This window comes from Emergencia sp. JLR.KK010, assembly GCF_037018265.1.
Classification (GTDB): Bacteria; Bacillota; Clostridia; order Peptostreptococcales; family Anaerovoracaceae; genus Senimuribacter; species Senimuribacter intestinalis.
Genome location: NZ_CP143550.1, coordinates 1,994,118 through 2,018,362 on the forward strand (window position 1 = coordinate 1,994,118; position 24,245 = coordinate 2,018,362).

The window sequence follows — 24,245 nt, forward strand, 5'->3', positions numbered from 1 at the left end:
CCGTGAAGAGACTTTTTCTGATTGCAGCTGCCAATCTGCGCAGAGCAAAGGGGCAAACTGCTGCTATCGTTGCGCTTGTGCTTCTTGCTTCTGTTATGCTGAATTTGGGACTCATGCTTTCTATGGATTATAAGGAAAACTTTGACAGATATCATGAAGAACTTAATGCCGAGCATGTCATCTTAGCAGTTGGCAGCCGCAGCCCAGAGGTTCGCAAGACGATAGAAGAAGAACTGACTGCAAATGTGCTGACAGAAGATTACAGCTTTAGTGATGCCTATATGATGATAGGCTCTTTTCCCTATGGAGATGGTGAGATTAATTCTAATCTGCTAATCTTAGAGAAGGAAACCGCGCTGTCCCGTTCTATCGGAAAGGTGGAAATTGTGGAAGAAGATTGTAGCAGTGGGATCTATCTACCCATGCTTTATGGTACGGACGGCAGAATTACAGCAGGCGGCACCGTAGACTTCACCATCGGAAATACGGTAGAAAACTATCCTGTCTGCGGATTTATCAACAGTGTTATGGCAGGCTCTCACAATTGTGTGATTACGGCAGTTCTCTTCACCAAAGACCGGTATGACGCTTTGAAGGATAAAGGAATCGCTGCAGAAACTATGATGGTGTCTGTTCGGATTAAGGATAAAGAGCAGAGTCAGGAATTTGAGGCAGTTTTGAAAAATGCAGTATCTTCTGCATACCCGGACCTTTATATTGTGAGCAATTCCTATGAGCTTGTTACATCTTCGCGCTATATTTCCCAGATGATTTGTACCAGTATTGTCAGTGCTATGGCTTGTTTTATTGCACTGATTGCGCTGGTAGTGATCTCCTCTAATGTAATCAATTATATACAGGAAAACATGCATAATCTGGGTGCACTGAAAGCCATGGGATATACCAGCAGACAGCTTGTTGAATCGCTCCTCCTGCAGTTTTCTGGTGTAGCGCTGCCTGTATCTTGTCTTGGTGCAGCTGCTGCCTACGGGATTTTTCCGATGATAAACAACATGATGATATCGCAGACTGGCATACCGTATAAAATGCATTTTCTGTCTATGCCATATGTAATTACGATTTGCCTGTTGACTCTCATCGTATCCTTTGTCGTATGGCTCTCTGCGCGGCGCATAAAAAAGCTGGAGCCGATTACAGCGCTGCGTCAGGGGATACGGACTCACAGTTTTGCAAAGAGCTACATTCCTCTGGAAAGGACTCGTTTTTCACTAACAGCTGCTCTCGGACTGAAGGCAGGGCTGTCACAGCGAAAGCAAAATATTGTGACTGCAATTACGGTGTTAGTATTGTCTTTGTTTATCGTATTCTCAGGACTCATGCGAGAAAATATGATTGTCAATATGGAGCCATTTATTAATCTAATCGTAGGAGAAACAGCGGATTCCTGTATCAGCATCGACCATAGCGCAGAAGATGCTTTTTTACAGCGTCTTGCAGAAGATGAGAAGGTGGAGAAGGTGTATCTTTATCACAGCGAGGAGGTTCGCCATAAAGACGGGGTCGCTCTTATGATGACCTGCTGTGACGATTTTAACGATGTAAATAATCAGAATGTGGTGTTTGACGGAAGATTTCCAAAGTATGATAATGAGGTGGCGCTTGCTGGCAAGTATGCTGGGGAAAAAGATTTGGAAATAGGTGATGAGATTACGCTGAGTGCCGGTGGTAAAGAGGCGGTATATCTCATCTGCGGGCTGACGCAGATTTCCAATAATTTGGGCAAGGACTGTCTTTTGACGAGATCTGGCTATGAAAGAATGGCTGATTTACAGAATCTTAGCTTTTATATTGATGTGGCAGAAGGCGTGGATATCGATGAGTTTCACGAAGAAATCAGTGAAGCCTTCGGCACGCAGGTTAATACCACCATTAATGTGGCTTCAGCTGTTATAGGCGGTTCGAAGGTCTATGTTTCGTTGATGAAGATAATTGTCATTGCAATTCTAGCATTGAGCTTTCTGATTACGGTATTCGTATTGTACCTGCTAGTTCGGATTATGCTCAATAGAAAAAAGAAAGATTATGGTATTATGAAAGCCTTAGGATTTACAACATGGCAACTGATCTTGCAGACGGCGCTCAGCTTTATGCCTGTTGTGATTTTATCTGCAGCAGTAGGGCTTATCATCAGTGCTTTAATTATCAATCCGCTGACAGCTTTGTTCTTACAGGGAATTGGGATAGTAAAATGCACCTTTACAGTGCCAATAGGATTTATTACAGTCTGCGGCGCACTTCTGGTTCTGTTTGTTTTCGCAGTAACCTGTATTCTGTCCCTAAGAATTAGACGGATATCGCCAAAAGACCTTTTATCCGGTGAATAAAAGGTCTCAGGCTTCTTTGATTTTTTCGATGAGTTTTTCCATGTCCGCAGGGAGCGGCGCTTTGATTTCAAGGGGCTCTCCTGTCACTGGGTGAGAAAATCTCAGCATATAGGCGTGCAGTGCCTGTCTATCTAAAAGGGAAGGGTTGTAGCCGCCGTAGAGATGGTCGCCGATGAGAGGGTGACCCAGATGGGACATATGTACGCGAATCTGATGGGTTCTGCCGGTTTGAAGGAGCAGCTCTACCAGCGTAAATCCGGCAGGAAGCTCGGTTACTGTAATTAAATCGCCATTTACGGTAATCAGATCACCCGGTTTAAATGCTGGTTCTGTGACTTTTTCATCTTCCATAATGCTGTCTTTATAGCCCTGGTAGGCGGCAAGTCCGCTGCCCAGGGTTTTTCCTTCGTAGCGGGCTAGGACTTTTACGTGGGTCACGGAAGGGTATCCGCCTTCCTCCATGACTTTTCGCCTTACATCCTCAGGGTCTGGTCTGCCGATAGGAAGGTCGATGGTAAAGCTATCTTCGGCAATAATACCTGCGACCAGTGCGATGTAGCGTTTTTCAGTAGTATTAGCTTTCATCTGCTTTACCACATCGTCCTGGGCATGGGAGTTTTTTGCCACGATTAAAAGACCGGTGGTGTCCATGTCGAGCCGGTTTACGAAGCGGATTTTAAAGGACTGATTGGTATCCTCCATGTATTTCATCAGACCGTTGGCGATGGTGTGATAAGGATGTCCCTTGGTGGGGTGGACGATAATGCCCGGCTGCTTGTTGATGACGAGCAGGTCATCGTCTTCATAGACAGGATAAATGGGAATATCTTCAGCAGGAAAGTCGCTTTTTTCCTCCGGCAGTTTAATAGATAGTACATCGCCCTCTTTAGGAGAAATCCAGCCTGCCACTTCTTTTCCGTTGAGAAAGACAAGATGCTGGAATTTTAGCTTGCTCAAAAGGCGGGAGGAGAAGCTGAATTTGCTTCTGAGAAGGGCTTTGATGGTCATGCCTTCGTCTTCTTTTGTGATGGTATATTGAAACTTGCTCATAGGAATTTACTCTTTACTTTCGTCCAGAAATCGTAGTTTTCAAAGCGCATCAGGTTGACGTGAATGTCAGAGAAGCTGACTTCGATTTCTTTGATATTTTCGTATTCGGCAGTGGTGCCGTCATAAACTACGCACAGCTTATTCTTTTCCTCATTCATGTCTGGCACAACGCCCAGGGATAAATCCGAAGGCAGCAGAATGCTTGAAGTAAAAGAACGATAGGCGGTGGTATTCATCGGCGCAATTGGTGTAACTTGAAGCAGTTTCAGCCTCGGATCTACAATGCTGCCGCCCAGAGAATAGTTATAGGCGGTGCTTCCGGCAGGTGTAGCAATCAGCAGTCCGTCTCCCGAAAAACGCTCAATAAAGCTGCCGCCGATGGAAATATTTAAGTGAATGGAGTAGGTGGAATTGCCCTTTAGGAGCACCTCGTTGAGTCCCACATGCTCAGCAGTTCCGATATCTGTAGTGATGCGCACTTTAACAGTAGAAAGCTGCTGAATGGAATAGCGTCCTTGTGTATAGTAGAAGATAAAATCATCCAGCATAGAGGGCATGATTTCCTGGAAAAAACCTAGATGACCGGTATTGATGCCGATGATCGGCATAGTAGGGAAGTCAAACTTATGTATGGCTTCTAGGAAGGTGCCGTCTCCGCCGATGCAGACCAGAAGGTCCGCTTTTTCGGTGTATTTTGGCAGTAAAACAAAGCCGGAATTATCCAGCTTTTGTTTTAACTGCTTTTTCGTTCTCTTTGATGTTTCGCTGTCGTTGGCGTAAATATAAATTTTTTTATTCATATCAAGTATTCTATAACATCTGAAATGGCTTTTCAAGAGGTTTTACAGGAGAGCTGCAAGTTCTTCTACCAGCTGTTTAAAGGTTTCCATGGCGAGAATTACAGGCTCCTTACTGCTCATATCAACACCAGCAATTTTGAGAAGTTCTACGGGATAATTGCTGTCGCCGGTCTTTAAGAACTCAATGTAGGCGTCTCTTGCAGTTTCGCCTTCCTTTAGGATTTTGCCTGCAATGGCGGTCGCTGCGGAATATCCGGTTGCATACTGATATACGTAAAAACTTCTATAAAAATGCGGGATTCTTGCCCATTCATATTTGATATATTCGTCTTCTGAAAGGCTGGCACCAAAGTAATCCTTGTTCAGCTTTTCGTAGTTTTCGCATAACCAGTCAGCAGTTAGAGAGCCGCCTTCTTCTACATATTTGTGTGTCATATGTTCAAATTCTGCAAACATAGTCTGACGGAACAGGGTAGTTCTAAATTCTTCGATATACAGATTCAGAAGATATTTGCGCATGGTCGGATCTGTTTCTTTATTTAAAAGATGCTGCATCAGCAGGGATTCATTGACTGTGGAGGCAACTTCTGCCGTAAAGATAGAGTGACTGCCATAGGTAAAAGGCTGAGTTTCTCTTGTGTAGCTTGCGTGCATGGAGTGACCCATTTCGTGCACCAGCGTAAATACATCTTTTAAGGTATCTGAATAGTTCAAAAGGATATAAGGAAAACTGTCATAAGATCCGAAACTGTAAGCGCCGCTGGTTTTTCCTTCATTTTCGTAAACATCAATCCAGCCGGCATCAATACCTGAAAGAACGCGATTCATATAAGCATTTCCCAGAGGCGCCAAGCCTTCCTCCATGATTTTTATGGCCTCTTCGAAAGAAACTTTCCGCTTTGGAATTTCAACGAGAGGTACATAAATATCGTACATTTTTAGTTCATCAACTGCGAGTACCTTTTTTCTTAGGTCGATATAGCGATGCAGTACGGGTAAATACTCATGTACGACAGTAATAAGATTATCGTAAACTGATTCCGGGATATTGCCGCCGGAAAGAGCAGCGGCTCTGGCAGAGTCATAATGACGAATGTTTGCACCGATGACATCGGTTTTTACATTGTAGTTGTAAGCGGAAGCAATGGTATTTACAAGACCTTTATAAGCTTCATAAACGTGGGTAAACGCAGATTTTCTCACATTTCTATCGTGACTTTCCATAAAGCTGATAAAGTTGCCGTGGGTGAGGGAAACTTCCTCTCCGTCCTCATCTTTGATAGTACCAAAACTGATATCTGCATTGTTAAGCATGGTGAAGATTGTATCCGGCGCATCAGTCACTTCAGAAAGTTGTGCTAAGATATTCTCTTCTTCTTTAGAAAGTACATGCTTCTTTTCACGGATCAGATCTTCAATAACAAAGGTGTACTGTGAAAGAGCAGGCAGTTCTTTGATAAAACTGCGCAGAGTATCTTCGGAAGCAGATAAAAGTTCCGGTGTCATAAAACTCATGGCAGCGGAAACCTTTGCGATAACACCGCTGACTTTGTCGTACATGGCCTGCTGAGCGGACACACGGTTATCTTCATCCAATTTCATTCTGGCATAGACATAAGCGCGCTCCAGTTTCTGCCAGATAGCGTCTTTTGTTGTAAACGCATCAAGGAGCATGTCGGGACTTTCGGTTAAATGTCCCTGAAACTTTGAAAAATCAGCTGTTTGCTGTAATACTTCTTCGATATCCTTTTCCCATGCGGCAGCATTTGCGTACATCGCCTGTATGTTCCATTGATACTTTGGATCAATTTCATTTCTGTTTTTTAATTTTTTGTTTCCCATTTCTACCTCCAGTGTAGTATAATAAAAGACTGATAGGAGTAGTATAACACAAAACTGAAAGGAATAGTATAGATGGATAACAGACCAATCGGTTTTTTTGATTCGGGACTGGGTGGACTTACCAGTATTCCCCATATAATGCGCGAGCTGCCGAAAGAGAGGATTATCTTCTTTGGTGATACGGCAAGAACGCCTTATGGCTCCAAGTCGCCGGACACCATCAGGCAGTTTACTATGCAAATCGGAGATTTTTTGATTAAGCAGGGCGTCAAGATGATTGTGATTGCTTGTAATACGGTGAGTGCGACCTGTGTTGAGGATTTGCGAAAGGCTTATCCTGATATTCCGGTCATCGGCGTCATTTCACCGACAGCAAAGGTAATTGCAAACAAGTGCAATATGAACGATCACATTGGAATCATCGCAACAAAAGTGACGGTTAAGTCCAATGCCTATGAGCAGAAGATCAATGAGAAGCACCCGGGACTTAAGCTTTATTCCAAGGCTTGTCCTGCCTTTGTGCCGCTAATTGAGGAGGGAATTATCGACAATGAGATTATGGACCTTACCGTCAAGTATTATTTAGATGATTTTATCAGGGAGAATCAGATTAACCGTCTGGTTCTGGGGTGTACACACTATCCGCTGATTAGTGACAATCTGAAGCGGATTTATCCGGAACTTCGCATAATCAGTTCTTCCAAAGAAGTGGCAACAGCCGTGCATATTGAGCTGGAAAAAAGAGAAATGTTTGCTGCAGAAAGGGAAGGCGAGAATGTATTTTATGCCAGCGACCTTTCGGAAAACTTTGTCAACATGATCCAGAACATTCTGGGCAGGCAAAAAGAAGAACTGAACATTCGATTTAAGAATTTGGATATTTAAAGAAAAGTAGGTAGGATACGATGGATAAAGAGGAATTATTTGCACTTTTAGATATTGAGGCTGGTGCCGAATTTGAGTACTTTGAGAATTTTGCTGATTTTGTAGAACACGAGGGTCTCATCGATAGCGACGCAGTCTATGAATTGATCACTGATGTGGATATGAAAACCTTTGCAGAGCTCTGCGAAAGCTATTTTTACGAAACTTTGGAGAATGTGCCGGGAGATCAGATTGACCTGTATAACTTGCTTGAAAATATTAAGCGTGTGTTGGTAGGACTTTCTGAGGCTGTTCGCAAGGGTGAGGACAATGCAGAACTGAATCTGGCAGACGAGTTTAATCGGTTCAGACTTTGGTATTCCTCCGAAAGTGAAGTGGAGGTAAGGAAAGTGCCGTCGGGTGAAACATCCTTTGTTCCGGTCCGGGATGCTCTTGCCGACGCCAGACTGGAAAAACTCAACGGAGAAGAGTATCTCTATGATTTTTCAAACGCGCTCAGCTATGAAATAGAGGAATTTATGATGACTTACGCTGATCTTGCTGAGGAGAATTAGTACCTATCGCAGATTTTTACCGAAAAGGTACGAAAGTACTGCATTTGTTTCATTCAAAATATAGAAATTGAGGAAATAATTTCTATATTTTGGATGTTTATATGTAAATGAAAGCGTAAAAGTCTAAAAAACATGACTGAATTTCACTTTTATCGCCAGAAATCTTTTCGTTAGTAAAAAATAACCCCGAATTTTTAGTACCTTTTCTGGAAAAATCGGTGAAAAGTACTAATGCTGAGGGTTAGTATCTTTCAGTAACCAATAGAAAGCTTCCCGCATATGATGAAATAAAACATAAGGGAGGTTTTTTATGGGAGACTTCAGAAATGACTGCTGCGAACCGTGTGAACCGTGCTGTGAGCCGGCGCCGGAATGCTGCTGCGTGAGACCGCAGAACAATTGCTGCTGCAATAACGACAGCGGAAGTGGTCTGGGTATACTTATTTTACTGGTTGTGCTGTATTTTCTGTTTTGCGGAAATGACAACAACCGAGGCGGAGGCCTCTTTGGAGGACTGTTCTAAACAAAATCAAAATCCCCCATACTTTGGTAGATGGGGGATTTTTTGTGTGGCTATAAGGAAGCGAATCTGTTCAAGCATGCGAAATCCTAAGAATTCTCTTAGAAACGACAAATTTGACCGCACAGCAGCCAAAAACAGCCTTTGCGGTCATTTGTAAAAAATGTGTGAAGCCTAAAATGACCGCAAACCCGTCATTTAGACTAATTACGGTCATAAAAAGGATGATAAACAGATTTGCACAAAGAAAATTCATCTGGTTGAGAGAAATTCAGGGTAGTCTTATCTGCAGATTTGGAAAATATTGTAATATTTTGAATAATAAATATGTCGTTGCGTCATTTAGAGCCGACAAATGATAGTTTTTTGACCGTATTGATTCAAAACTAACCGGTTACGGCCAGAAATGCTGTAACCGGATTTTCTAATCTGACCGCATGATACCAATTTACGGTCTGTGCGGTCAAATAACCAGTTTCTGAAATAGAAGTTTCTTTTCATGTTCCGCCATATGTAGCATTAGAACAAACTCTTGAAAATTCAACGATTCGATGATAAAATATTATGTTAGATTATAGAAAGAATGCAAGGAGAATTTATGGACAAGAGGAACTATAGAATCGGCTTAACCAGCGCTATCGGCTGCGCCATTGTTTGGGGACTTCTTCCCATTTACTGGAACAGTCTGAAACCTATTCCATCAGGGGTGATTATTTTTTACAGAATTGTACTGATGGCGGTGGTATGCTTTATTGCATGTGCATTTCAGTATGGGCCAAAGAATGTGTTTAAACCCATGTTTGAGAGTAAAAAAAGTTTGTTGACTTATATTATAGCGGGCATTATTATCACGATTAACTGGAGCATCTATATCTGGGCAGTTAATGCAGGGCAGGTCATTCAGACCAGCATGGGATATTTTTTGGAACCGCTGGTGGTTTGCCTTTTTGGTGTGGTGATTTATAAAGAGAAGATTAACAATTGGAAGAAAATATCGGTATGTTTTGCTGTCTGCGGGCTTTTGGTCATGATTATTGGATATAAGCAGGTGCCTCTGATTGCAGTAGGTCTGGGCCTTTCCTTTGCGATTTATGCAGCAATTAAAAAGAGCGTCAGCGCTGCTCCGCTGCAGTCGCTCCTTTATGAGACGATTTTTCTGGCACCGGTTGCGCTGGGCTTTGTCTGCTACTATGAGAATGCAGGAGTCGGCGCGCTGACAGCAGGAAGCGGCAAGTTTATCCTGCTAATGTTTGCAGGAATTGCAACGGCAGTTCCTCTGGCACTGTTTTCCTTTGCGGCAAGTAAGCTGCCGCTGATTACAGTGGGGCTGACCGAGTACATATCTCCATCCATTTCATTGATTTTAGGAATTTTCCTCTTCAAAGAGCCATTTGATACAATTCAGTTTAGTGCGTTTGCTATCATCTGGATTGGACTGATTTTCTTTACCTATGGTGAAATCAGCGATAACAAAAATAAAGCGGAGGAATAGATTATGGAAGATAAAAAGCTAAATCTTTTTAATGTGGCTGCTCTTTATGTAGGAACCATCATGGGCGCAGGCTTTGCGTCAGGGCGAGAAGGCTGGCAGTTTTTCGGTGTGTTTGGTGCAAAGGGATACATCGGAATAACCATTGCAGGAATTCTGTTTATGGGGATTGGTATGATGGTGGCATACATCGCTCGTTCGCTGGATACTGCGGATATGGGGCGTATTATCGTGTTTTCAGATAATCCGAAGCTGACAGGTGCTGTAGGTTATTTCATGGCGGCGATTTTATATACTATTATCGTGTCCATGTCGGCAGCCGGCGGTTCTTTCCTTGCACAGCAGTTTGGCATTCATCAGGCAGTGGGTGGTATCATTATCGTCATCATGGTAATATTTACCGTACTGGGCAGTTTTGAAAGAGTATCTAAAATCTTCAAATACACTGCGCCGGTGCTCTTTGCCATTGATATCGTGCTGTGCATTACGGTGATTTTATCAGATATAGAGCAGAGCGGCGCGACGGGTGGATTTCCGGTCAGTGCTATGGCGCCTAACTGGTTTTTGGCGGCATTTCTGTTTATTTCATATAATATGCTAGGCATGATTCCAATTGTGGCGTCTTCTTCTGTTAACGCCAAAGATAAGAAGAGCAGCGTTCTTGGAGCTGGTGCTGGCGGTTTCATGCTGGCGCTTTTGACTGTGCTTCTGATTACGGCACTTCGCAAGGATATGGCGTTCACGCAGAATATGGATTTGCCAATGCTGGCATACTCTGCCAGACTGCATCCGGCAGCTAACCTTGCATTCGGTGCAGTGTTGTTTCTTGCAATTTATTCTGCAGCAACCAGCACATATTATGGCTTTTCAACTAAGATTAAGGAGACGCCTATAAAAAAATATATTCTCATTGGCGGTGCGTTTATTGGCTTTGGCTGCGGTCTCAGCGGATTTAAAACCATCGTTGCGTACCTTTATCCAATAGAAGGCTATATTGGATTTTTAATTATCCTGATGATCTGCATAAATTTCATCAAGGTTTACATAGAAAATCACAGAAAGAAGGGAATTTCAAGTGATGGAGATACTGAAAAAGAAGAGTGACCAGATTGTGGAATTTCCCGGTCATGACAGATTTAATTATCCGGAAAATATTGTACGTGTGACATCCGGTCATGGCGGTGAAAGCCTTCTGATTTTTGGGCCTCAAAAAACAGTTCTATATGACTGTGGTATGGCATACTGCCACGAGGGGCTTATCACGAATATTGAGGAGGCGCTTTTAGCACGAGGCAGAGAAACTGTGGATTATGTACTGGTGTCTCATTCTCATTATGACCATATCGGTGCGCTCCCTTATATTATAAAAAGGTGGATGGAGGTAACGGTTTGCGGCGCAGCAAAGGCAAAGTCGGTCTTTGAAAGCGATGGTGCAAAAAAGACGATGCTTCGCCTTGGAAATGCTGCCAGAGATGTCTTTGCGCCGGGTACAGAATCGGTGCTGGTTGAGCCTTTGCGCATTGATAGGATTCTTTGCGAAGGAGATAAAATCGACCTCGGAGATGACGAATATTTCTACGTACTGGAAACAAAGGGACATACAGACTGTTCCTTGACCTATGTGCTGGAACCCCAAGGCTTGATGTTCGCTTCTGAAAGCACAGGCGTTTTCATCAATCCGGACAACATGCATACGGCTATTTTAAAAAGCTATGAGGATACCATAGAAGCAGCGAAAAAGTGTGAAAAATACGAACCGAAACAAGTGATTTCACCTCACTATGGTATCACGCCGGACTTCTTTGCAAAGGATTATTTTTCCATGTATATTGCTTCTGCAGAGAGCGAGAGAGATTTTATCCTTTATTGGGCAGATCAGGGTTTTTCAAAAGAACAGATTATGGATAAATTTGAAGCACAATTTTGGAGTGAAGATAGAGGAAAAGAACAGCCGAAGTCGGCATTTTTTGAAAACGCCAAATATACAATCAAACATATATTAACAGTGTTCAGAGGAATCTGAAAGGAAGGAGAGCGAGATGAATTACATCGAACTAAAAGAAAGAATCTTCAAGGCAATAGAAGCGTATGATGCAGAACTTGTACATTTAAACGATGATATTGCTGATCATCCAGAGGTTTCCGGAGAGGAATATGAGACTTCCCGCAAAATTGTAGAACTTTTGCGGTCTCATGGCTATGAAACAGAGTACCCATTTTCGGGGCTGCCTACAGCATTTAAGGGGATCTACGGCGCCAACAATCATAAGTATAAGATTGCAATTTTGACAGAATATGACGCACTGCCAGAAATCGGCCATGCATGCGGGCACTGTTTAAGTGGCTCAATCAGCGTTTTGGCTGCACTTGCAACTAAAGATCTGCAGGATGAGCTGAATGCAGATATTCATGTGATTGGAACGCCAATTGAAGAGACTGACGGTGCAAAATGTGCAATGGCAGAGCGAGGCGCTTTTGACGGCTATGATATGGCAATCATGGTACATCTATATAATGGGAATCTGCTGGCTCCGAAACTGCAGTGTCTTGCCTCTTATCTGTATGAATTCCACGGCACAGCGGCACATGCTTCGGCGGCTCCCTGGGAGGGCAGAAATGCGTTCAATGCGGCACAGCTGATGTTTCATGCTGTAGATATGTTGAGACAGCATGTAAAGCCGGATGCACAGTTTCATGGAATCATTAGAAATGGAGGAGAAGCCCCGAATATTGTACCGGAAAAGGTATCTGCTGAGTTTTATATTCGGGCGCTGGATAAAAAGTATCTTCAGAAATTAATTGACCAGGTGGATTTATGTGCGGAAGGTGCAGCAATAGCCACACAGACAGCTTGGTGCAAAACTCCAACGGCTGCTACTTATGACAATATGAAAGCAAATTCAACAGGTATCGCAGCATTGGCAGAAATCTATCAGGAGCTTGGACTTGAACTGAATGGAGACAGTGAAAAAATATTTGGTTCTTCCGATGCAGGTAATGTCAGCTATGTTTGTCCGGGATTCCATCCTTGTCTGCAGGTAACTGAACCTAATGTGCCAATTCACACAAGAGGGTTTGCTGAAGCTATGAAGACAGACAGGGCTCATCAGGCACTCCGTGATGGAGCAAAAATTATTGCACTGCAGATTGCAAAGATATTCAGTGATGAAGAAAAAATAAAGGCTATGAAGGAAGATTTCGATAGAAACTAAGATGATGAAACAGAAAGTAACAATCCTGCTTCTAATGCTTTTTTTAACAGGCTCTCTATGGGCTTTGACAGGCTGTGAGTCTAAGAATCAGGGCATTTGTACTCTTGACGTGATGATTAAAAATGAGGAAGAAACTTACACTAAGGCGCAGATTGTCATACCGGAAAACTGGGAGGAGGAGAAACTGCCGCTGGTATTTTTGAGCCACGGTTTTCATGGCAATATGAACAGCGCCGGTGGAAAGTATCTGGCACAGCACCTTGCTGAAAATGGTATTGCGACGATTCGTATGGACTTTGGTCACTATGAAAAAGCGGATACTGAGACAGAGCAGACGAATCAGTATACGGTGGACACTATGGTCGCAGATCAGGTGCTCTGCACCGATTATATGGTAGCGCATTATAACGTCGACCCGGACAGAATTGGTATCTTTGGAAGAAGTCTGGGTGGCAGAGCAGCGATGTACTGTGGAAATGAACATGCAGGCGGATATGCTTACAAGGCAATGGTGCTGGTTGCGCCGGCAGGAAACGGAGACTCCTTTCAGCGTTATATGGGCGGCGCAAAGAACTGGGAGAAGTTCAAAAGAGAAGCGAGGGAGAAAGGCAGCGTGACTCATCAGAAAGTGATACTGACACCGGAGTTTTTTCGCTCTATTGAAGATTACGTGCCGTCGGAAACCGGATATAAATTTCAAGCGCCGGTTTTAGTTATCTATAATACAGAGGATTATGTGGTGCTGCCAGAGGTATCGTTGGAATGTGCCAGGTCATATGAAGATGTGAAAACCATTGAAATCACATCGGTAAAAAGTCCTCATGGTTATGAAATGGGCTTTGAGAAATCAGAAATTAAGGATATGCTCTTTGATGAGATTACGAAGTTTTATCTGGAAAATCTGTGATTTTAGAAAAAGAAAAAACCCAGAAAGCTCCGTCAGGATATAATTGACGCCCTATCTATTGATAGGTGGGTATCCTGCCGGGGCTTTTGTCTTCCACTCTATGGAGGCTTGACATTGGCTCCCTGGACCCGGATTCCCGTTGCGAAAGTGTAGGTTCAATTATGAATCCTTAACGCGAGTTCTAGGCTACTATTATTATACCGCATTTTCCTTTCGATAGCACTATAAAATTTTGCCAGGCGGTGTTCTTTTTTCTGAACTTATCATTGTGAAGTTATTATAATTAGATTGACATTCAGAATTAAATGCGATATGATTAAAATAATTAAATGATTTGCAAATTTTATGAATATAAAGAAAGGAGCGAAAAATAAAAAACAATTAAAAGAGTAATGCCATTATTATTGTTAATTTTGGTACTTGGCACAAGTAACAGTATTTATGCAGAAACCAAAGAAGTTACTTCGGATGGTATCACTTCGGAAACAATTGTTGAAGGACTTAGTGTATTTAGTGGGGAAGCCGATGATATAATGGTGGGAAGGCATTATACCGAAAAAGTAGAGATAGAGAAAGACAGACGGTCAAATGAGTATGTTTACCCCGCAGGTCAAAATAGTACGAATGCTACAAAGCGAGCTTTTTGCTATTCGGAGAAACATTATATTGTTTATCAAAGAAGAGTTGGTAATTCAACATATAAACGCAAATTGTATGATGAATATCATACTACTTGGAAGGGACAATGGAGAAAAAAGATTGACAATAGTTATTCAGAATGGTTTGATCATCCTGATTATCCTAAACAAAGTGAAGTTTCACGGGAGAGATCTCCACTTTTGACTATTCTAAGTATAATGGGCGCCTAATAACATTTAAAACTTTCCTGTGCATGACAAGTAGATAATATAGGAAAAAAGGGGGATTATGATGAGTATTTTTATATTCTTAGTGATGATAATTGTAATTTCTTTAACAGTACTTCGTTACTATTTAACAAAAAATAGCGAAGAACAAAGGGGAGAAGAGGAGCCATCTCTTAAGGAACTGATGCTAATGGGCGTTTCTGCACCATCTGAACAGAAAGTGGTAGCAACAACCAAGAACTCTAAAAAGTCATTTTGGGAAAAGGTTTACTCAGGAGAAGGTCCTCAGCCTAAATATATGCGTCATATAGCCAAGCAGGAAAGACTTAGATGTATAGAGGCAGCAAAATTAGCAGAAAGTAAGGAAAAGAAAGAAAAAAATATATAGGTATTCATCTGCAGTGGATTAAAAGGGAATATTAGTTTTTAAACTCATAGAAATATTTTCTTATACTATGGAAAAGTAGAGAGGAAACTCGCTACTTTTCTTTTTTGTTTCTTTTTTTGAACCTGTAAAGTTATTGACTATTGAGTAAAAGTTGCTATAATTATAAAGTCTATAGATAATGAAAGAAGGAAGTTTTATGTCACAGAAAAATCCACAGCAAATTTTAGAAGCGACGATTGATTCTGCCGTAAAGAAGACTGGCTATTCAGTGAAACAGCTGATACTTTTAGGTCTTATGGCAGGTTTTTTTATTGCAATCGCAGGTGCAGGTGCAAATATGGCTGCTTATCGTTTTTTGGCTGATCCGCTTACCAACGGACTTGGAAAAATGATTTCTGGTGTAATTTTCCCGGCGGGACTGATGATGGTAGTCTTTGCAGGGGCGGAGCTTTTTACTGGTAATAACCTTATGCTGGCAGCTGTTTTGGACAGAAAGATTTCTGTAGGCGCCATGTTGAAAAACTGGGTGATTGTTTACCTTGCTAATCTGATTGGCTCTATGGTGGTGGCATGGATGGTTGCTTATTCAGGACTTCTCGGAACAGGTGACGGCATGCTTACAGATGTGACCATTTCTATCGCATCTTCAAAAATGGCACTGCCTTTTGGACAGGCCTTTGTGAGAGGAATTTTATGTAATTTTCTGGTATGTATTGCGGTCTGGATGGGAAACGGCGCTGATTCCACTGTAGGTAAAATCTTTTCACTGTTCTTTCCAATCTGGCTTTTCGTTACAGCAGGGTTTGAACACAGCGTCGCCAATATGTTCTTCATCCCGGCAGGGATTTTTGCAGGAGGCGCACAGGTAGGTATTACGTGGAGCGGGTTCTTTGTAAATAACCTGATTCCAGTGACACTTGGAAATATTTTAGGGGGCAGCGTCTTTGTCGCGGGTATTTACTATTTAGCGCTGAAGAAAAAATAGACTATTACATAATTTGGAAACTCCGTTAGAATTTGCGGAGTTTTTTCTTTCACAAAACCCTTGCTTGTAAAAAAGCACATTCTGCATTATACTAAAAAGGAATACAGAAACGAAAAGGAAAGACATATGGGAAACAGAATTGTCATTATTGACGGAAACAGTTTAATAAACAGGGCGTATTATGCGATGCAGCGCCCGATGATTACAAAAGAAGGAATTTATACCCAAGGAATTTATGGGTTTATCAATATGCTGACGAAAATCCAGGGTGACTATGCTCCGGATTATATGGCCGTGGCATGGGATATGAAAGCGCCGACCTTCAGACATCAGGAGTATAGTGAGTATAAGGCAGGACGAAAGAAAATGCCGCCAGAGCTTGCAATGGAACTTCCTCTGATGAAAGATATTTTGACCGCAATGGGTATTACCAATCTGGAAACCCCCGGCTTTGAAGCGGATGATATTATTGGAACTATTGCTAGAATCGGGGAAGAGGAAGGTTTGGCTCCGCTGATTATCACAGGCGATAAGGATGCGCTGCAGCTTGCAACTGATGTAACGCAGGTTTTAATTACCAAAAAAGGGATTTCCGAATTTGAACTTTATGACAGAGAGAAGATGATCGAACGTTATCAGCTGACACCAGAGCAGTTTATCGACCTGAAAGGTCTGATGGGTGATCAGTCTGACAATATACCGGGCATTCCGGGTGTTGGAGAGAAGACCGGCATTAAGCTTCTGACACAGTTTGGCAGTATAGCAAACTTACTTGCAAATACGGAGGAAATTGCAAATGTAAAGCTTAGGGCAAAAGTGGAAGAGCATGCACAGCTTGCCGCTATGAGCAGAAGACTTGCGACTATTAACAAATACGTGCCAATTGAGATTGATTTGGAATCCATGAAAACAAAAGAGCCGGATTATACTGCCCTGATTAACCTCTATGTAAAACTGGAATTCAATAGTTTTTTGAAAAAACTGCATATCAAGGAGACTGCTGATATCACCTCCGATTTTACCGAAGATGAGGCAGATTATACTAGAATTACCGTACAGTCGCTAGCGGATATGCAGCTGCTTGATGAAGTGACAGCTGGAAGCGAAGCAATTCTAAAAATCTTTAGCGACAACAATCACGTGGAAAAACCAATCATTTATGGCGCAGGGTTTATATGCGACAAGAAATATTATTACGTAAACTTATCGGATGACCGATTCCTGACAGCCTTCTTACAGTTTCTGCAGAAAAAAAAGCTGCGTTTTGTAGGACATGATTTAATCCGGGATTATTATGTTTTGATGTGGAATGGTTTTTACGATGTAGTGACCGCTTTCGACACAGCTGTTGCCCAATATGTCATCGATCCGACTAAGTCCAACTATGATTTAAAAACTTTAGTCTTTGAGATTCTTCATTATGAAATGGAAGACGAGAAGTCCTTTATGGAGCAGGGCGGACAGATTGATCTTCTTGGAAACAGCGACGAAAGCTATGCAGATTATGGCTTTAAGTGGTGTCTTTCTGTTAAACAACTGAGAAAGAGTCAGCAAAGTCAGCTTGAAAAGGAAAGTCTGATACAGGTTTATGAAAAAGTAGAACTGCCGCTTGTGGAAGTTCTTGCCGCTATGGAAGCGGAGGGTTTTACTGTAAGTAAAGAAACTTTGGAAACCTTTGGAAAGCAGTTGACCTGTGAGATTGAAAAAATTGAAAATCAGATTTATGCCTTAGCAGGTACCAAATTTAACATTAAATCGCCGGTGCAGCTTGGGGAAATTCTGTTTGAAAAGCTTGAATTGCCAGCAGGAAAAAAGAGCAAACGAGGCTACAGCACCAGCGCTGATGTGCTTGAAAAAATTAGAGATTTACATCCCATTGTGGATATGGTGCTGGAATATCGGACTCTTACCAAGCTGAACAGCACCTATGTAGAAGGACTGAAACCATTGATTGGCACAGATGGCAAGATTCGAGCTCATTTTCAGCAGACAGTGACGGCGACAGGGCGTATCAGCTGCACAGAACCAAACCTGCAGAATATTCCAATTAGACAGGAACTGGGCAGAAAGCTTCGCAAGGCTTTTGTGCCTGAAAGTGAGAACTATACTCTAGTCGGTGCAGATTATTCTCAGATTGAACTTCGAATTTTGGCGCATCTTTCGGGTGATGAAAACCTGATTGCTGCATTTAACAACGGAGATGATATTCATCGGAATACAGCCGCCAGAGTATTTGGCTTGACCTACGATGAAGTAACGCCTCTTGACAGAAGCCGTGCCAAGGCAGTAAATTTTGGCGTAATCTACGGTATGAGTGGGTTCGGTCTTTCTGAGGAACTGCGGATTTCCAGAAAAGAGGCAGAAAACTATATCAGGGATTACTTTGATAAGCATCTTGCTGTAAAAGCTTATATGGACGGTCAGATTGAAAGCTGCAAAGAAAAAGGTTATACTGAGACCCTGATGGGGCGCAAACGTTATATTCATGAGATTAATTCTTCGGCTTTTATGGCTCGTCAGCTGGGAGAACGTCTTGCCATGAACAGTCCGATTCAGGGAAGTGCAGCAGATATCATTAAGCTGGCTATGATTAAGGTCTACGGCGAACTAAAGGAACGCAATATGGCTTCCAAACTGATTTTGCAGGTTCATGACGAATTGATTATCAAAACTGCAAAGGACGAAATGGAGCAGGTGAAAGAACTCCTGGTTCGCAACATGGAACATGCTATGGATTTGAAGGTAAAGCTGGAAAGTGATTTGAATCAGGGCGATACCTGGTACGATTTAAAGTAGGGGAACGCAATGAAAGTAATAGGTCTTACAGGTGGAATCGGTGCGGGGAAATCCACAGTGTCTGATTATTTGCTGGACAAGGGATTTACCGTCATTGACGCAGATAAAATTGCTCGCTCTATGACAGAGAAAGGCAGCGAAACTTTGCAGGCGCTTACTGAAGCATTTGGAGAAGATATTCTTTTTACAGACGGTTGCCTTGACCGAAAAAAGCTTGCTGCTATAGTGTTTTCCGACGAGAAAAAAAGGCTTGTTTTGGAAGAATTGACTACTAAAAAGGTGGTACAGATTATAGAGGAGAAGATTACTGGACTGCAGGAAGAAGGCTATGAAGCGCCTGTTTTTATAGATGCACCTCTGCTCTTTGAGTCCGGTGCGGACAAACTGTGTGATGCGGTCTGGCTGGTGGATGCAAGCATAGATATTAGGATACGCAGAGTGATGGCTCGTGATGACGTTACTTCTGAAGAAGTGAAGCGACGCATTCTAAATCAGATGAGCAGCAGCGAAAAAATTGCTCGTTCTACAGATATTATAGATAATTCAAAGGGAAAGGAAGCGCTCTATGAGCAGGTAGAGCGATTGTTAGAGAGATATGCTGAAACAAAATAAAGGGAATAGGAATTACAGAGTATTTGATTTTCTTCACAGACACATTATTATTATCATAATAGCTGTGGTAGTTCTCGCAGGAGGATTGTCCACCATCGCCATCGTGCGCGGCGATGTCAGTCCCTCGGAGGAAGAGCAGGAAACGGTCACTTATGAAACGATGGACAAAATTTATCTTGCTATGGACAGGGTAGAAACTTTAAATCCGCTGGTATCTGGCGACAGTGATGTGTATTATATCAGCCAGCTGTTATTCAGCAGTCTGTTTTATTTAGATGACAAACTGGGTGTAAAGTCTCAGGTGGTGGAAAGCTATAATACCAATGCGCAGGCTGGCAGCGTGTCACTGGAGTTTAGAAAAGACGTAAAATTCAGTGACGGTTCTTCGTTGACTGCCAATGACGTACGAGCAACTATAAACACAATTTTGCGTATTGGTTCTGACGGACCTTATTATGAGTACGTTTCTAAAATTGATTCGGTACAGATTTCTGATACATATGCGATGACTGTCCACTTTGAGGACCCAGCCGATGCAGCGCTGGATAATTTGGTATTTCCAATTATTTCCGCTACGAATTACGATGCAGACAGCGATAGAGTTGTGGGAAGCGGTCCCTATGCGATTAGCAGCTATGACAACACGAAGTGTTTGAATTTAAATCCTAACAAGTACTATTTTGGTGAGAAGCCGGAAAACAAACTGCGTTTTAAAGTGCTGCCGGACAAGTCCAAAACCTTGGGTCTTATGACGATGGAAGCGGTAACTGCCTATGTGAGCAGAGACCAGGACGCTGATGCTGATGCTGAAGATAAGGATTTGAATACGGAGAAGATTAGTTCAAGTGAACTCGAGTATTTGGGTTTCAATTTTAAGAATAAAGTGCTGGCCAAGAAAGAAGTCAGACAGGCTATCGCAAAAGCAATCGATGTGGAAAGTTTGATTCATGACAACTACGGAGGCTGTGGCATTTCTTCGGATTCAATCTATTTTCCGGGCTTTTTAGGTACTGAGAATAAGGGAGATACCTATGCCCAGGATTTAAAGGGCGCTTCGGATTTACTTGCTGCGGCAGGCTACCGTGATGTCAACGAAGATGGGCTTTTGGAAGATGGAGAAGGAAAAAAGGTTTCCATGACCATTTTAGTCAATGCGAATGATGGAAATCGTGAAGATACCGCAGAAAGCATTGCCGTCTCACTAAGGGAAATCGGCATTGATGTAAAGATAAAAAGTCTCGGCTGGCAGAGTTATAAAACAGCGGTCGAGGAAGGAGCGTTTGACCTGTATCTGGGCGGCTATAAATTCGATAAGAAGTTTGATTTGAGGCAACTGTTTAGCAGCGGGAATGCAATCGGCTACAAAAACACCACAGTACAGTCCTATGTCAACCAGATGGAAACCTGCCTAAGCAGAAAGAAGCAGAAAGGGATTTATGAGAAACTGAAACCAGTTCTTGCTGATGAGCTGCCGTACTACTGCCTGTGCTACAAGACTTATGCGTTTATTACAGTACCTAGATTCACCGGAGAGGAACTGCCGACTTTCTTTGACATTTACAGAGGCTGTGAAAGCTGGAGCTGGGAACGAACCATGGTGACTGAGAACGAGGAGAAATAAAAAGATAAAATAAATGCTTTACTTTTTGTGCTGTATGGTATATAATCTTTTTTGCGGTTGTGATTTAACCGCATCCTGCGGCAGTGGCGGAATGGCAGACGCGCACGGTTGAGGGCCGTGTGGGAAACCGTGCTGGTTCGAGTCCAGTTTGCCGCACCATATGAGAACTGCTGATTGTCAGCGATGATAGTCAGCAGTTCTTCTTTCAAGGAAGTATTGACGATGAACAGTCGTTATGCTAAAATATAACCAATGTGCCGGCGTGATGGAATTGGCAGACGTGCGGGATTCAAAATCCCGTGGTGGCAACACCGTATGGGTTCGACCCCCATCGCCGGCACCAATAGAAAATCCGAATTGGAGATATGTAGGAGGAACATATGAGTAACGGTGGTGGCAACGCATTTGCAATGCAGTTAATAATCCTGGTAGTTTTTATCGGTGCGATGTATTTCTTACTGATTAGACCGCAGAAGAAGAAAGAGAAAACCATACAGCAGATGAGAAACACGCTGCAGGTTGGAGATGAAATTATCACAATTGGTGGTATCTGCGGCAAGATTGTAAAGACCAAAGAAGATTCCATCGTAATTCAGGTTGGTGCTGATAAGGTTAAGTTTGAGATGATGAGATGGTCTGTTTCATCAGTTGTAAGCTCCAGTAAGAGTGCAGGTAAGTCTGCAGTTGCAGAAGATGAAGAAGAAAAGAAGGTTAAGCCTAAACGTCTGAGAAAAGCTGCTGATGTAGAAGAGCAAATTCCTGAAGATGAGAAATAAGATGGCTCTATAAGTTCATATGTATGATTAGATTAAGACTCCCTACAGTTAGGGAGTCTTTTAGCATATGTGGGGCAGGACAACTTCGTCAACTCGTTTTTCTAAACTGTAAAAAGTTTTGTCTTTAGAAAACGAATACAGAATTTTGGAAAACAGCTATCCTTTGAAGATTTGATGTTTGCTGCATAAATTAAGAATTACCCCTTGCCCAAGTTCTGAAAACGTAGTACAATAAAGAGTAAAATAAAATGCCGGTATTATGGGCAAATTTTGACTATATAGAAGGTGAGAAGAAGAAAATGAATTCAAAACTAAGAAAAATTTTAGCTAGTTTAGTCATCATTGCGCTTCTTATTGGATGGTATATTTCCATCTTTGGGATTGGTTCGATAAATTCCATTAAGGACGCAATGAAGTTTGGGCTGGATATCAACGGCGGTGTCTATGTTGTTCTTGAAGCCGATGCAGAAGATATACAGGGACTTTCAGACAGTGATTTATCGCAGGTGATGGAGCAGACCAGAGCTGTTCTGAATAATCGAGTCAACGCAATGGGTATTTCCGAAGCGACTGTATCCATTGAAGGAAACGACAGACTTAGAGTAGAGATGCCTGGAGTGGAAGACGCACAGCAGGCAATCGATCAGATTGGTAAGACTGCGCAGCTTCGTTTCCTCCTTGCAGACGGCACGGAGGTACTCAGCGGCGATGAGGTAAAGAATGCTAACATCGACACTGATACAGAGAACGGCGGATATAAAATCGTTTTGGAGTTTACAAACGAAGGCTCTAAGAAGTTTGAGGAAGCGACCAGAAAAACTTCCGCAAACGAAATAACACCAAATCAGGAATTTTCTGATTTAGGAATCGGCGGACAGGCTATTATCATCATGCTGGATGATGAGATTGTAACTTCTCCAAATGCACAGACGGTTATCACCAGTACAACTTGCGAAATTACAAGTAACGGTGGTTATACGCAGGAGGATGCATCCAATACGGCAGCACTGATTCGAGGCGGTGCACTGCCTATTTCCTTAAACGAAGTAACATCTTCTGTACAGACTGCAACTATCGGTGTTAATGCACTGAACAAGAGTATTGTGGCAGGTGCTGTAGGGCTTGGACTGGTATTCCTGTTAATGCTGATTATGTACAATATCTTAGGTCTGGTTGCAGACATCGCGTTGCTGCTTTATGTACTGATTGTACTTTGGATTATGGCTGGTCTTGGAAGCGTGCTGACTCTGCCTGGCATTGCAGGTATTATTCTGTCCATCGGTATGGCAGTTGACGCAAATGTCATCATCTTTGCAAGAATTAAAGAAGAGATTGCAGCAGGAAAGACTATTAGAGTAGCCGTTTCTCAGGGCTTTAAGAATGCGCTTACTACAGTCCTTGACGCACAGATTACAACTCTGATTGCTTCTGTGGTGCTTTATGAAATTGGTTCTACAGCAGTAAAAGGCTTCGCACTGACTCTGATGATTGGTATCATCGTAAGTATCTTTACAGCCGTTGTAGTAACCCAGCTTCTCATCGGTCTGGTTGCTGACAGCAAAGCCTTTGCAAAGAACAAGTTCTTTGGCGTAAACGAAGACGGCACAGAGAAGAAACTCTTAAAGAAAGAATTCAACTTTATTAAAAATAGAAAGATTTTCTATGGAATCAGCGCAGTGATTATTATTGCAGGTCTGATATTCTCTGTAGCAAGAGGATTCAACTATGGTATTGACTTCACAGGCGGTACTATGATTCAGCTTGATATGGGCAAAAAAGTTGCAACTGAAGAAGTACAGGACGCACTTGCTGAATATAATCTGGAAGACGTATCCATTGTGCTTAGCGGAGACAATCAGGAGCAGATTATCATTAAGACAACCAATGCTCTTGACAACGACGCAAGAGGCGAGGTAATTAAGACTTTAGAAAGCAAATTTGGTGTAACCGATAAAGATGTGCTGGCTTCTGAAGAGTTTGGCCCAACAGTCGGAAAAGAACTGAAGACCAATGCAGTGAAGTCCGTGCTGATTGCAGCAATCGGCATGCTGATTTATATTATTTTCCGATTCAGATCCTGGAAATATGGTGTTGCTTCTATCGCGGGCATTGCTCACGATGTTCTGATGGTGCTTGCATTCTATGCAATCTTCAATGTAACTATTAACAATCCGTTTATCGCAGGTATTCTGACTGTAGTAGGTTACTCCATCAACGATACCATCGTTGTGTTTGACAGAATCAGAGAGAATAAGAAACTTTACAAGAAGGACAACAATCAGGTGGTAATTGACCGCAGCATCAATCAGACTTTGAACAGATCAGTCATGACATCACTGACTACTCTGATTTGCATGGTACCGCTGTTTTTGATGGTATCGACGTCTATCAGAGAATTTGTAATTCCGCTTATGGTCGGCGTTTTGGTAGGTACTTATTCCTCCATCTTCCTGTGCAGCCCGCTGTTCTATGAATTCAGCAAGAATGAAGAAAAATCCAAGTATATGATTGCAGCACAGGCAAGCGAAAAGAAGAAAAATAAGAAATAAATTAACCAAAATTAGATTAAACTGATTGCAGGAGCAGAATAGACATTA

General features: G+C 42.3%; 20 protein-coding genes, 2 tRNA genes and 1 other RNA gene. 19 read left to right on the forward strand and 4 right to left on the reverse strand.

All coding sequences use genetic code 11. From position 1 onward, the window contains the following. Positions 1 to 2 precede the first annotated feature (2 nt). On the forward strand, positions 3 to 2,345 hold the full coding sequence (locus tag V1225_RS09560) for an ABC transporter permease (protein ID WP_160202651.1): 2,343 nt from the start codon (positions 3 to 5) through the stop codon (positions 2,343 to 2,345). A gap of 6 nt (positions 2,346 to 2,351) precedes the next feature. On the opposite strand, the gene V1225_RS09565 is transcribed toward V1225_RS09560, so the two are convergent. Genes V1225_RS09565 through pepF form a run of 3 tightly spaced genes read right to left on the reverse strand, consistent with a single transcriptional unit; the run spans position 2,352 to position 6,037 of the window. Beyond that, positions 2,352 to 3,395: an RluA family pseudouridine synthase gene (locus V1225_RS09565; RefSeq protein ID WP_160202650.1), complete on the reverse strand. Its 1,044-nt coding sequence runs from the start codon at positions 3,393 to 3,395 to the stop codon at positions 2,352 to 2,354. After that, positions 3,392 to 4,195 (reverse strand): NAD(+)/NADH kinase, encoded by an 804-nt coding sequence (locus tag V1225_RS09570; RefSeq protein WP_160202649.1) that lies wholly within the window; start codon positions 4,193 to 4,195, stop codon positions 3,392 to 3,394. Before V1225_RS09570 ends, V1225_RS09565 begins: the two co-directional genes overlap by 4 nt. Before the next feature lie 42 nt (positions 4,196 to 4,237). After that, positions 4,238 to 6,037: an oligoendopeptidase F gene (pepF, locus tag V1225_RS09575; protein WP_160202648.1), complete on the reverse strand. Its 1,800-nt coding sequence runs from the start codon at positions 6,035 to 6,037 to the stop codon at positions 4,238 to 4,240. Between the two features lie 72 nt (positions 6,038 to 6,109). On the opposite strand from pepF, the gene murI reads away from it, so the two are divergent. From murI to V1225_RS09615, 8 genes are all read left to right on the forward strand, one after another. After that, positions 6,110 to 6,922 carry a glutamate racemase gene (gene murI, locus V1225_RS09580; protein WP_160202647.1) on the forward strand — a complete coding sequence of 271 codons (813 nt, stop codon included), beginning with the start codon at positions 6,110 to 6,112 and terminating at the stop codon, positions 6,920 to 6,922. 20 nt (positions 6,923 to 6,942) lie between these two features. Further along, positions 6,943 to 7,476: a hypothetical protein gene (locus V1225_RS09585; protein WP_338546263.1), complete on the forward strand. Its 534-nt coding sequence runs from the start codon at positions 6,943 to 6,945 to the stop codon at positions 7,474 to 7,476. A 310-nt stretch (positions 7,477 to 7,786) separates the two neighbouring features. Beyond that, on the forward strand, positions 7,787 to 7,999 hold the full coding sequence (locus V1225_RS09590) for a hypothetical protein (RefSeq protein WP_160202645.1): 213 nt from the start codon (positions 7,787 to 7,789) through the stop codon (positions 7,997 to 7,999). Positions 8,000 to 8,594: 595 nt separating this feature from the next. Continuing rightward, entirely contained in the window at positions 8,595 to 9,488 is an 894-nt protein-coding gene (gene rarD / locus V1225_RS09595) for an EamA family transporter RarD (protein WP_338546265.1), read from the forward strand. A gap of 3 nt (positions 9,489 to 9,491) precedes the next feature. Then, positions 9,492 to 10,589, forward strand: a complete 1,098-nt coding sequence (locus V1225_RS09600) for a hypothetical protein (protein WP_338546267.1) — start codon at positions 9,492 to 9,494, stop codon at positions 10,587 to 10,589. After that, positions 10,564 to 11,508, forward strand: a complete 945-nt coding sequence (locus tag V1225_RS09605) for an MBL fold metallo-hydrolase (protein ID WP_161908527.1) — start codon at positions 10,564 to 10,566, stop codon at positions 11,506 to 11,508. Before V1225_RS09600 ends, V1225_RS09605 begins: the two co-directional genes overlap by 26 nt. Positions 11,509 to 11,524: 16 nt before the next feature. Then, positions 11,525 to 12,697, forward strand: a complete 1,173-nt coding sequence (locus tag V1225_RS09610) for a M20 family metallopeptidase (RefSeq protein WP_338546270.1) — start codon at positions 11,525 to 11,527, stop codon at positions 12,695 to 12,697. Between the two features lies 1 nt (position 12,698). Then, complete coding sequence (locus tag V1225_RS09615) at positions 12,699 to 13,604, forward strand: alpha/beta family hydrolase (protein ID WP_160202640.1); 906 nt, start codon at positions 12,699 to 12,701, stop codon at positions 13,602 to 13,604. A gap of 12 nt (positions 13,605 to 13,616) precedes the next feature. On the opposite strand, the gene ssrS is transcribed toward V1225_RS09615, so the two are convergent. Next, a non-coding RNA gene (ssrS, locus tag V1225_RS09620) (6S RNA) lies at positions 13,617 to 13,795 on the reverse strand. Between the two features lie 201 nt (positions 13,796 to 13,996). Between ssrS and V1225_RS09625 the strand changes: the two genes are divergently transcribed. From V1225_RS09625 to secF, 10 genes are all read left to right on the forward strand, one after another. After that, the gene (locus tag V1225_RS09625) at positions 13,997 to 14,473 is read left to right on the forward strand and encodes a hypothetical protein (protein WP_338546272.1); all 477 of its coding nucleotides are present in this window, start codon (positions 13,997 to 13,999) and stop codon (positions 14,471 to 14,473) included. A 58-nt stretch (positions 14,474 to 14,531) separates the two neighbouring features. After that, positions 14,532 to 14,858, forward strand: a complete 327-nt coding sequence (locus V1225_RS09630; RefSeq protein ID WP_338546274.1) for a hypothetical protein — start codon at positions 14,532 to 14,534, stop codon at positions 14,856 to 14,858. A 196-nt stretch (positions 14,859 to 15,054) separates the two neighbouring features. Further along, positions 15,055 to 15,843: a formate/nitrite transporter family protein gene (locus V1225_RS09635; protein WP_338546276.1), complete on the forward strand. Its 789-nt coding sequence runs from the start codon at positions 15,055 to 15,057 to the stop codon at positions 15,841 to 15,843. Positions 15,844 to 15,969: 126 nt separating this feature from the next. After that, entirely contained in the window at positions 15,970 to 18,639 is a 2,670-nt protein-coding gene (gene polA, locus V1225_RS09640; protein WP_338546277.1) for a DNA polymerase I, read from the forward strand. A gap of 9 nt (positions 18,640 to 18,648) precedes the next feature. Continuing rightward, positions 18,649 to 19,251, forward strand: coding sequence for a dephospho-CoA kinase (coaE, locus tag V1225_RS09645; RefSeq protein ID WP_160202636.1), 603 nt, complete (start codon positions 18,649 to 18,651; stop codon positions 19,249 to 19,251). Continuing rightward, entirely contained in the window at positions 19,235 to 20,872 is a 1,638-nt protein-coding gene (locus tag V1225_RS09650; RefSeq protein WP_338546278.1) for an ABC transporter substrate-binding protein, read from the forward strand. Before coaE ends, V1225_RS09650 begins: the two co-directional genes overlap by 17 nt. Positions 20,873 to 20,949: 77 nt before the next feature. Continuing rightward, positions 20,950 to 21,031, forward strand: a tRNA-Leu gene (locus tag V1225_RS09655). Positions 21,032 to 21,128: 97 nt separating this feature from the next. After that, positions 21,129 to 21,215, forward strand: a tRNA-Leu gene (locus V1225_RS09660). Positions 21,216 to 21,252: 37 nt separating this feature from the next. Beyond that, on the forward strand, positions 21,253 to 21,648 hold the full coding sequence (yajC, locus tag V1225_RS09665) for a preprotein translocase subunit YajC (protein WP_160202634.1): 396 nt from the start codon (positions 21,253 to 21,255) through the stop codon (positions 21,646 to 21,648). A gap of 299 nt (positions 21,649 to 21,947) precedes the next feature. Continuing rightward, complete coding sequence (gene secF, locus V1225_RS09670; protein WP_251632292.1) at positions 21,948 to 24,197, forward strand: protein translocase subunit SecF; 2,250 nt, start codon at positions 21,948 to 21,950, stop codon at positions 24,195 to 24,197. The last annotated feature ends 48 nt before the right edge of the window (positions 24,198 to 24,245 follow it).